This is a genomic window from Streptomyces sp. N35 (assembly GCF_016464295.1).
In the GTDB taxonomy this organism is placed as follows: domain Bacteria; phylum Actinomycetota; class Actinomycetes; order Streptomycetales; family Streptomycetaceae; genus Streptomyces.
Genome location: NZ_JAEIMH010000069.1, coordinates 32,530 through 42,264 on the forward strand (window position 1 = coordinate 32,530; position 9,735 = coordinate 42,264).

The following is a 9,735-nucleotide window of genomic DNA, read 5'->3' on the forward strand; positions in this document are numbered from 1 at the left end:
CGGGGGCCGACCCCCCACCCCCCGCGGGGGGGGGGGGGCCCCCCCCCCCCGGGGAGGGTGCGCCCCCTTGTCGTCGTCCGAGGATTCACCGGCCTGCCAAAGCCTCCGTAGGCGCCAGGCGCGAAGCCCGTACGGCGGGATAAAGGCCCGCGAGAGCGCCGATCAGCAGCGTGGCCAGTACGCCGCCCACCCCCGCCCACAGCGGGACCGTGACCGGCCACCCCTGGTACAGGGCGTATCCGCCGGTGACCGCAACGCCGAGCAGCGCGCCGCCGAGGCCGCCGAGGGCGGACAGGAGCAGGGACTCCGCGAGGAACTGGGTGCGGATCTGGCCGCGCGTGGCCCCCAGGGACCGCCGCAGTCCGATCTCCGCGCGGCGCTCCAGGACCGAGATGACCATGGTGTTGGCCACCCCCACCCCGCCCACGAGCAGCGCCACCGCGCCGAGTCCGAGCAGCAGCCCGGTGAAGGCCTCGCCCGCGGCCTTCTTCGCCGCGAGGGCGTCCGAGGGGCGCGAGACGTCGACCTCGTTGGGCGCCGAGGGGTTGGCCGTCGCGCCGAGAACGGACTGGACCCCCTCCACGTCGGCGTCCTCGGCCCGTACGTACAGCGTCGTCGCGTGCCCGTCGAAGCCGAGCTCGGACGTGGCCACGGGCCAGCCGATCAGGGCGGCCGTGTCGAGTTCGGGTGCGAGCTCGGCGGGGGCGAGGATGCCGACGACCGTGAACAGCCGGTCCCCGATGAGGACTTGGGTGCCGGGCGTGGCGCGTCCGATGCCGAGGCGTTCGGCCGCCGTGGCCCCCAGGACCACGGCCGGGTAACGGCCGGTGGCGGCGTTCAGCCACGTACCGCTCGCGAGGGCCGCCCCTGTCGTGGAGCGCAGGTCGGTGCGGGCGGCGTACGCGGACAGACCGCCCGTCTCCACTTCGGGGATCTTGGAGCTGCGGTAGACCTTGGCGCCCGGCAGTTTGCCGATGGCGGAGACGGAGGTGACCGGTCCGATGCGGGCCGCCATCTTCTCGGCGGAGTCCGGGAGTTGGGCGGCCTCACCCGTCATGGTCGAGCCCGGTGACGCGGTCAGGAGGTTGGTGCCGAGCGCCGCAAGCGTACGGTCGAGTCCGGCCTGCGAGGAGGCCGAGATGCCGACCACCGCGACCATCGCCGCGATACCGATGGCGATGCCGAGCGCGGACAGGAAGGCCCGCAGGGGGCGGGTGCGCAGGCCCACGGAGCCGACCTTGACCACATCGCGCGGGCGAAGCCGGGCCGGGCGCAGAGGCGGGCGGGCGGTGGCGCGGGGGCTCTCGAGTACGGAGGTGGTCATGAGGACACCTCCGCGAGGACCGCGGAGCCGCCCGGGCCCTCCCGGCCACCTGGGCTGCCCGGGCGACCCGAACCACCCGGGCCACCCGAACCGGCCGAGTGGCCCGAACCGGCCGAACCGGCCGAGTCGCCGACGATCCGTCCGTCCCGCATCCGCACCTGCCGCGGCAGGCCGTCCGCGAGCTCCCGCTCGTGCGTGATGATCACGACCGTGGTGCCGGCGGTGTGCAGTTCGCGCAGGAGCCGCATGATGCCCGCGCCGGTCACCGAGTCGAGCGCGCCCGTCGGTTCGTCCGCGAGCAGCAGCGCCGGGTCGCCCGCGACGGCCCGCGCGATGGCGACGCGCTGGCGTTCGCCGCCGGACAGTTCGTGCGGGGCGTGGTGCAGGCGGTGGCCGAGGCCCACGCGCCGCAGAACCTCGGCCGCGCGGTGACGGCGCTCGCGTACGCCGAGTCCGCAGTAGAGCAGCCCGTCGGCCACGTTGTCCCAGGCCGAGGTGGACGCCGCCAGGTGGAACTGCTGGAAGACGAAGCCGATACGGGCCGCGCGCAGGGCGGAGAGCCCGGTGTCCGACAGGTCCCCCACGTCGTATCCGTCGATGCGCACCTGCCCTGACGTGGGCCGGTCCAGGGTGCCGAGGATGTTGAGCATCGTGGACTTGCCGGAGCCGGACGGCCCGACGATGCCGACGAGTTCACCGGCCGCGATCTCCAGGGAGACCTTGTCGAGCGCCGTGACCCCGCCGGCGTACGTCTTGGTGACCTGCTCGAGCAGGATCATGGGGTCGCCGTGCGTCACTTCGGCACCCCGACCTTCGTGCCCGCGGCGATCCCGTCGCCGGAGATCTCCACCCGGCCGTCCGCGAACAGACCGGTCGTGACGGGGACGTAGGAGGTCGTCGAGCCCTTGACGACCTCCACGCCGAACCCGCCCTCCGCGAGGGCGAGCAGCGCCGCGACGGGCACGGTGAGGACGTCCTCGCGGGTCTCGGCGGTGAAGTCGACGTGCACGGCGGCCAGGGCGTAGGCGTCGGCCGCCTTGCGGCCCTTGCCGTCGGTGAAGGAGACGACGACCTCGATCTTCGTCTCGGGGTCCTGGCCCTGGCTCTCGGCCGGTTTGATCACCGTGGTGACCTCCTCGACCTTCCCCTCGGCCAGGCTGTCGTCCGGCAGCCGCACGGCGACCTTCGCGCCCTCCTTGGCCACCTGTTCGTCGCCCGCGTCGAGTTCGGCGGTGACGGCGCGCTCGGTCCCGGTGTACGCGAGCACCTCGGCGCCCGGCCGGAGCGCGTCGCCCTTGCGGGCGGCGAGGGAGTCGATCCGTACGGCACCGTCGGCGAACACCACCTGCCCGAGCGGCACTTGACCGGTCTCGTCGAGACCGCGGTCCTCCTGCCACGCGCGTACGGCATCGGCCGTGCCCGAGCTGAACTCCTCGTCCACGGTGAAGCCCTCGTAGCCGAGCGCGTCCAGGTTCTTCTCCAACTGCTCGACGTCCGGCCCCTCGACGCCCTCCCGCAGGTCGCGGTACGCGGGCGTGGCGCCGTACATGAGCGTCACGGGCGCACCGTCCACCGCGTACAGCGTCCTGCCGCGGGTGATCCGGTCGCCGGTGTCCGGACCCGCGGTGAGCGTGCCGGGTTTGCGGGTGGCGGCCGTGCTCGCCGCCCCGTAGCCGAGCTGACCGTCCACCGTCTCCGTGTCCTTCAGGGTCTGCCGGGTGACCTCGGCCGTCGCGGGCGGCAGGGTGCTCCGCTCGGGCCCGCCCTGCTCGGCGCCGCCGAGGCCGAGGGCGGCCGCGGTGACCGCGCCCGCGGTGGCGAGCACCGCCACCGCCACGGCGAGGGCGAAGCCGCGGCGGCGGCGCGGGCGGACAGGGTCCTGGTCGTGTACGAGCCCGTCCTCGACGACGCGCTCCACGGCCTGCTCGGCAGTCCGCTCGCCGCTCTGCCCACCGGGCCGCGCCTCGCTCTGTTCGCCGGGCCGCTCACCGGCCTGCTCCGGGCGCTCCACCACCGGCTCCCCCATCAGCTCTTCTCCTGCGTCTTGAGGTCGCCGCCCATCAGGTCCCGGCAAGCCTCCTCCGCCTTCTCGAAGTCCGGGTCCCCGGCGATGCCCTTGTCGATCCGGAGGCCGCCGTCGGTGGGGTCGGGGAAGGCGTCGACGCCGTTCTTGCGCATGCACTGCGCGTACTCGCGCATCTTCTCGGCGCCCGGCCCCTTGCCGCCCTGGCCCTGCGGCTGGAACTTGCGGCAGGCCTCCATCGCCTTGTCGACGGTCTCCCTGGGTATCGAGCCGTCCATCTTCATCCGGATGCCCTGGCCGGGCTCCGGGTCGTCCATGGGCACACCGTTCTCGCGCATGCACGCCGCGAACTTCATGCCCTGTTCCTGCGGGTCGAGCGACGGCGTCGCCGAGGCGCCGTCCTCCTTCGCCCCGTTCGCCGAGGCCACACCGCCGCCGTCGCTGTCCGAGCCGCAGCCGGTCAGCGCCAGTGCGAGCACCAGCGGCAGCGCCGCGAGCACACCGCGAGCCTTCCTGCGCATCGCGTCAACTCCCTTGCCTCACGCGGCCGTCGGTCACGGCCGCAGATGAGGGCGATGCAACGCTGCGGGGCGTTTCCCGGTGGTTTCCGTTTCCTGTGGGGCGCGAGGGCCGATCCCTCCCGAGCGCGGGGGCCGATCCCTCCCGAGCGCGGGACCGGACATTGACAGGCTGCGCTCACGCCGAGGAAACAGGCCCTTGGTCACCATGTCCCCGGACAACACACAAGGAGTCGGACATGAGGGTCCTGGTGGCCGAGGACGAACAGCTGCTCGCCGACGCGATAGCCCAGTGGCTGCGCGAGGAGGCACACGCGGTGGACGTCGCCTACGACGGCGCGGCGGCCCTGGACCGTACGAGCGTGCACGCGTACGACGTGGTGATCCTCGACCGCGATCTGCCGGGCGTGCACGGCGACGACGTGTGCCGCGCCCTCGCCGAGGCGCAGGAGGGTGCGCGGGTCCTGATGCTGACCGCGGCGGCGGACATCCGCGACCGGGTGGAGGGCCTGACGCTCGGCGCCGACGACTACCTCACGAAGCCGTTCGCGTTCACCGAACTGGCCGCCCGCGTCCTGGCCCTCGGCCGCCGCTCGCGGCCCGCCGCACCCGCGGTGCTTCGCCGCGCGGGTCTCACCCTGGACCCGGCCCGCCGTGAGGTGTTCCGGGACGGACGCTACGTACCGCTGTCGCCCAAGGAGTTCGCGGTGCTCGCCGAACTGCTGCGGGCGGACGGCGCGGCGGTCCCGGCGGAGCAGCTCCTGGAGAAGGCCTGGGACGAGCACGCCGATCCGTTCACGGGGGCGGTGCGTCTCGCCGTGCTCAAGCTCCGCCGCAAGCTGGGTGAGCCCCAGGTGGTGGAGACGGTGGCCGGGGCGGGGTACCGGATCCCGTGAAGGCGCCCCGGCGGCTCGCCCCCATCTCGCTGCGCACCCGTCTCACCCTGGTCTTCGGGCTGCTGTTCCTCCTGGCCGGGATCGTGCTGCTCGGCACGACGTACGGGCTGTTCCAGCAGCAACTGCGCAGTGGCGGCACCAAGTTCGTCTCCATGCTGGGGAAGGACATGCGGGAGACCGGTGACGAGGAACAGCGCACCGCGGACGAGGGCGACGAGACCGAGGGCAGGAGCCCGAGCGACCAGCGGCGCTACGCCATCACCCCCGAGGGCGACGTCCTCACCGGCGCGACCGCCGACCGCTGGATCAAGGCACAGCAGGCCCGGGTGGACGAGGCCGCGACCACCTCGCTCCTCACCCAGGGCGGTATCGCCCTCCTTGTGGTCGGCGGTGCGGCCGCCGGCTTCGGCTGGCTGGTCGCGGGCCGCGTCCTCGCGCCGCTGCACCGCGTCACGGACACCGCGCGCCGGATCGCCGCCGCGCCCGCGGCCGGCCGCGGGCTGCACGAGCGGATCGCCCTGAACGGGCCCGCCGACGAGGTCAAGGAACTGGCCGACACCTTCGACACCATGGTGGAGCGGCTCGACCGTTCCTTCGACGGCCAGCGCCGCTTCGTCGCCAACGCCTCGCACGAGCTGCGGACCCCGCTCACGCTCGGCCGCGCGCTGGTCGAGGTGGCCATGCACCGGCGTACGGCCTCCGAGGACGTCAAGCAGCTCGGCGAGAACCTCCTGGAGATCAACTCCCGGCACGAACGCCTGATCTCGGGTCTGCTGCTGCTCGCCGACTCCGAGAACGCGATCACCGACCGGCATCCGGTCGACCTCGCGGATGTGGCGGTCCATGTCGTCGCCCAGGTGACGGACCAGGCTCGGGCCGCGGGGGTGGCGGTGCGCGGCACGACGGCCGAGGCACCGACGGCGGGCGACGCCCTGCTCCTCGAGCGCCTGGTCCACAACCTGGTGGAGAACGCCGTACGGCACAACGCGTCCTCGGACGGCTGGGTCGAGATCACGACAGGCGTACGGACCGACGGGCGGGCGGAGCTGCGGATCGCCAACTCGGGCCCGGTGGTGCCCCCGTACGAGATCCCGCGCCTCTTCGAACCGTTCCGCCGCCTCGGCGCGGACCGGGTGGCCTCCGCCAGGGGCGCGGGGCTCGGCCTGTCGATCGTGCGCTCCATCGCGGGCGCGCACGACGGGGAGGTCCGTGCCGAGCCGCGGACCGAGGGCGGTCTCGTGGTGACGGTGGTGCTCCCGGGCGGGGGCTGAGCACGGTCCGGGGGGCCGGTACGCGTGCTCAGGCGGGGCCCGCCCGCCACCGTCGAGGTCCCGCCGCCATGGCCCGGGCACCCGGTCCGGCGGCCGTCAGGGCGGCCTGCGCAACCGTCCTATCCTGGTCCCATGTACTTCACGGACCGAGGCATCGAAGAGCTGGAGAAGCGGCGGGGTGAGGAAGAGGTCACCTTCGAGTGGCTGGCCGAGCAGCTGCGCACCTTCGTCGACCTGAACCCCGACTTCGAGGTGCCGGTCGAGCGCCTCGCCACCTGGCTCGCGCGCCTGGACGACGAGGACGACGAGTAGCCGTACGGCCGATGGCTCGGCGCTTCGCGACGGTTCAGTCCCGGGCGCGCACCGTGTCGTACGCGAGGCCCAGCGCGCCGTTGAGCAGCAGCACCGCGCCGGCCACCGCCCAGCCGGAGCTGCGCCGGCGCACTCCGTACAGCACGGCGGGCAGGCCCGCGGCCAGCTGGAGTCCGCCGAGTGCCCGCGCCCTGGGTCCCCGCATCCAGGCGCCGAGCCGCCCGCGCTCCACCACGTCGAGCTCCGCGCTGACCACCTCGCGCCATCCGGTCCACTGCACCTGCTCCACATCGGGCAACGCCGCGGCCGCGGAACGGAGTTCGTCCGAGTGCAGCCCCGGCGCGAGCCCGGCCGGCAGCGTAAGACCCGCGCGCCCCAGCACCGCGAGCAGCCCCAGCATCCGTGCCCGGCCGTCCGCGTCCGAGTCGGGGCGTGTGAGGGCTTCGAGGGCCTGCGTATCCAGTACGGGGTCGAGGCCGAGGCGCCCGACGAAGCTGCTCAGGGCCTCCTCCTCCCCCACGGGCGTGCCGTTCTTCAGCCATACGTAGCCGACCGTGCGCCGGAAGCCGGACGCGAGCGTGAAGCCGGTGCCGCCCTCGTCCCACCACAGGGCGAGCGTCGGCCAGGGTGTCGCGACCGCCAGGGCCGAGGCCCAGCCGCGCGCGACGCGGTCGACCTGCTCCGCACCGTCCAGCCACGGCCTGCCCTCGGGTACGAGGACACTCCACTCGGGCCCGGCCTGCGCGAGCAGCATCCTTCCCCAAGCTCTCGACTCCGCTCGAGCAGGGGAGGCCCCTATGCACAACAGCTGGGCCGCAGGGCCGACAGCGGCGGGGTCGGAGCGGCAAAGGAGCAAGGCGCCACAGGCAGCGGGATCGGCGGACATGCCCTCACGGTAGGGGAATTTGCCCTGGTTGGCGCGCCTTTGGGGGCCCGATCGGCGCACTCCGGCGGCCGTCCCCTAGGGGCGCCCCCCACGCGTAAATCAGGCCTCGTGCCCGCGATCGCGCCTTGACTTCACCCATCCGCGATATATCGTGTTAACCAGAAGACGCGATATGGCGCGTCCATCGCCCCCGGATCACCACCCGGGGCCGCCCCAGGCCGAAGGAGGTCAGCCATGCCAGAGTCGACGTGGACCGTCGCGGAGCCCCAGAAGCTCACCTTCGACGACCCGGTGACGACCCTGCAGGTACGCATCGTCAATGGAACGGTGAACGTCGTCGGGACCGATGAAGGTTCCGCCCGCCTCGAGATCACCGAGGTGCACGGGCCCGAGCTGATCGTCGGCCACGCGGACGGTGTGCTCACCGTCGGCTATGACGATCTGCCCTGGAAGGGCTGGCTCAAGTTCCTCGACCGCAAGGGCTGGCAGCGCCGCGCCGTCGTCTCGCTCGCCGTGCCCAGCGGCACCCGGGTCGAGGTCGGCGTGGTCGGTGCGAGCGCGATGGTCTCCGGGATCGACGGTCCCACCACGGTCAAGGGCGTCACCGGCGACAGTGCCCTCGTCAGCCTGAGCGGCCCGGTGCGCGCCGAGTCCGTGTCCGGCGATGTCGAGGCCCAGTCCGTCACGGGCGAGCTCCGCTTCAACTCCGTATCCGGGAATCTGACGGTCGTGGACGCCGGTGCGTCCGTGCGGGCGGACTCCGTGAGCGGCGACATGATCGTGGACCTGGACCCGGCGGACCGCGCCACGGACGTGGCCCTGAACAGCGTCTCGGGCGAGATCGCCATCCGGCTTCCGCACCCCGCGGACGCCGAGGTCGAGGCGAACACGACCAGCGGCGCCGTCTCCAACGCCTTCGAGGACCTGCGGGTCTCGGGCCAGTGGGGCGCCAAGCGCATCACCGGCCGCCTCGGCGCCGGGCGCGGCAAGCTCAAGGCCACCACCATCTCCGGCGCGATCGCCCTGCTGCGCCGGCCGGCCCGCGACGGGTTCGAGGACGCGCCTCCGACGGATGCATCCCTGACGGACGCGCCCCCGACCGACGCCTCGACGGCGGATTCCCCGGTGACGGATGCCCGGGTGACGGATTCCCCGGTGACGGATTCCCCGGCGACGGACGCACCCCGAGCGGACGCGCCGACGGACACGCCCCCGACCGACGCACCGCCCTCCGGTGAGGGCCCGACCGGGAAGGTGCTCTGAGATGGCTCCCGTCTTCGCCCACGGCCGGCTGCGGCTGTATCTGCTCAAGCTCCTCGACGAGGCACCCCGCCACGGGTACGAGGTGATCAGGCTCCTCGAGGAACGCTTCCAGGGCCTGTACGCCCCGTCCGCCGGCACCGTCTACCCGCGGCTGGCCAAGCTGGAGGCCGAGGGCCTGGTCACGCACACCACCGAGGGCGGCCGCAAGGTCTACTCGATCACCGACGCGGGCCGCGCCGAACTGGCCGGCCGCAGCGGCGAACTGGCCGACCTCGAGCTGGAGATCCGGGAGTCCGTCGCCGAGCTCGCGGCCGAGATCCGCGACGACGTGCGCGGCGCGGCCGGCGATCTGCGGCGCGAGATGCGGGCCGCGGCGGGCGAGGCACGCTCGTCCGGGAAGAAGTCCGGACGCGGTACGGACTGGGAGGCCGGGTTCGGCGACAGCGAGTCGTGGAAGCTCGCCAAGGAGGAACTGCGGCGCGCCAAGCAGGAGTTGAAGGACCAGGCCCGGCGGGCCAAGGACGAGTCGCGGCGGGCCCGCGAGGACGCACAGCAGGCGCGGCGGCAGGCACAGGACGCGCACCGCGAGGCGCAGGCCGAGGCGCGCGAGGAGATGCAGCGGATCGCGAAGTCGGTCCAGGACAAGGTGCAGGACCACTTCCAGCGGGGCGACTGGCCGACCGGGCTCCGCGAGGGCCTCTCGGAGATCACCAAGGAGCTGGGCCGGTTCACCAAGCCTGGCGCCTGGAGCGGGGCGTCCGGGCCGTCCGGGTCCGCCTCGGAGTCCGAGCCGCGCGTGGACGTGGACGTCGACAAGTCCGCCGGCGCCGATGCCGTACGCAAGGACGGGGCCGTACGCGACAACGGGTCCGTACGGGACGACGCGGCGGAACGGGACGACGCGGCGGTACGCGATGACGTACCGCCGTCCGCGAAGGAACCCGCGTGGGCGCACGAGGAGTCCACGGGTGACCCGGCGCGCGATCTGGACCGGCTGCTCGACCGCTTCCGGGACGACATCCGGGACGCGGCCCGCGATCACGGCGTGACCACCGAGCAACTCACGGAGGCACGGCGGCACTTGTCGGCCACGGCGGTGCGGCTCGGGGCGGTGCTGCGGGGGCGGGACGCGAAGTAGGGCCGCACAGCACAGGCACACGGGAACGGGGGGGGGGGCCCCCAGGGCCCCCCCCCTCCCCCCCCCCCCCCCCCCCCCCCCCCCCCCCCCCCCCCCCCCCCCCG

10 protein-coding genes are annotated in these 9,735 nt (G+C 73.6%); 5 read left to right on the forward strand and 5 right to left on the reverse strand.

Annotated elements, in window-relative coordinates; genetic code table 11:
• Positions 1–85: 85 nt before the first annotated feature.
• The 4 genes from JAO81_RS30785 to JAO81_RS30800 are packed head-to-tail and all read right to left on the reverse strand — an operon-like array spanning position 86 to position 3,868.
• Positions 86–1,324, reverse strand: a complete 1,239-nt coding sequence (locus JAO81_RS30785; RefSeq protein WP_199551237.1) for an ABC transporter permease — start codon at positions 1,322–1,324, stop codon at positions 86–88.
• Positions 1,321–2,103 (reverse strand): ABC transporter ATP-binding protein, encoded by a 783-nt coding sequence (locus JAO81_RS30790; protein ID WP_199551258.1) that lies wholly within the window; start codon positions 2,101–2,103, stop codon positions 1,321–1,323. Before JAO81_RS30790 ends, JAO81_RS30785 begins: the two co-directional genes overlap by 4 nt.
• A gap of 14 nt (positions 2,104–2,117) precedes the next feature.
• Positions 2,118–3,350, reverse strand: a complete 1,233-nt coding sequence (locus tag JAO81_RS30795; protein ID WP_199551238.1) for a peptidoglycan-binding domain-containing protein — start codon at positions 3,348–3,350, stop codon at positions 2,118–2,120.
• Positions 3,350–3,868: a hypothetical protein gene (locus JAO81_RS30800; protein ID WP_199551239.1), complete on the reverse strand. Its 519-nt coding sequence runs from the start codon at positions 3,866–3,868 to the stop codon at positions 3,350–3,352. The genes JAO81_RS30795 and JAO81_RS30800 overlap by 1 nt, the downstream gene beginning before the upstream one ends.
• Before the next feature lie 236 nt (positions 3,869–4,104).
• Between JAO81_RS30800 and JAO81_RS30805 the strand changes: the two genes are divergently transcribed.
• The 3 genes from JAO81_RS30805 to JAO81_RS30815 all read left to right on the forward strand — a co-directional run bounded on the left by JAO81_RS30805 (position 4,105) and on the right by JAO81_RS30815 (position 6,344).
• Positions 4,105–4,761, forward strand: a complete 657-nt coding sequence (locus JAO81_RS30805; RefSeq protein WP_199551240.1) for a response regulator transcription factor — start codon at positions 4,105–4,107, stop codon at positions 4,759–4,761.
• Positions 4,758–6,032, forward strand: coding sequence for a HAMP domain-containing sensor histidine kinase (locus JAO81_RS30810; protein WP_199551241.1), 1,275 nt, complete (start codon positions 4,758–4,760; stop codon positions 6,030–6,032). Before JAO81_RS30805 ends, JAO81_RS30810 begins: the two co-directional genes overlap by 4 nt.
• A 132-nt stretch (positions 6,033–6,164) precedes the next feature.
• Entirely contained in the window at positions 6,165–6,344 is a 180-nt protein-coding gene (locus JAO81_RS30815) for a DUF6104 family protein (protein WP_003992906.1), read from the forward strand.
• A 34-nt stretch (positions 6,345–6,378) separates the two neighbouring features.
• Here JAO81_RS30815 and JAO81_RS30820 read toward each other — a convergent pair whose 3' ends face one another.
• Positions 6,379–7,230, reverse strand: a complete 852-nt coding sequence (locus JAO81_RS30820; RefSeq protein ID WP_199551242.1) for a hypothetical protein — start codon at positions 7,228–7,230, stop codon at positions 6,379–6,381.
• A gap of 234 nt (positions 7,231–7,464) precedes the next feature.
• Here JAO81_RS30820 and JAO81_RS30825 point away from each other — a divergent pair, with 234 nt between their 5' ends.
• Entirely contained in the window at positions 7,465–8,493 is a 1,029-nt protein-coding gene (locus JAO81_RS30825) for a DUF4097 family beta strand repeat-containing protein (RefSeq protein ID WP_199551243.1), read from the forward strand.
• Position 8,494: 1 nt separating this feature from the next.
• Positions 8,495–9,631 carry a PadR family transcriptional regulator gene (locus tag JAO81_RS30830; protein WP_199551244.1) on the forward strand — a complete coding sequence of 379 codons (1,137 nt, stop codon included), beginning with the start codon at positions 8,495–8,497 and terminating at the stop codon, positions 9,629–9,631.
• The last annotated feature ends 104 nt before the right edge of the window (positions 9,632–9,735 follow it).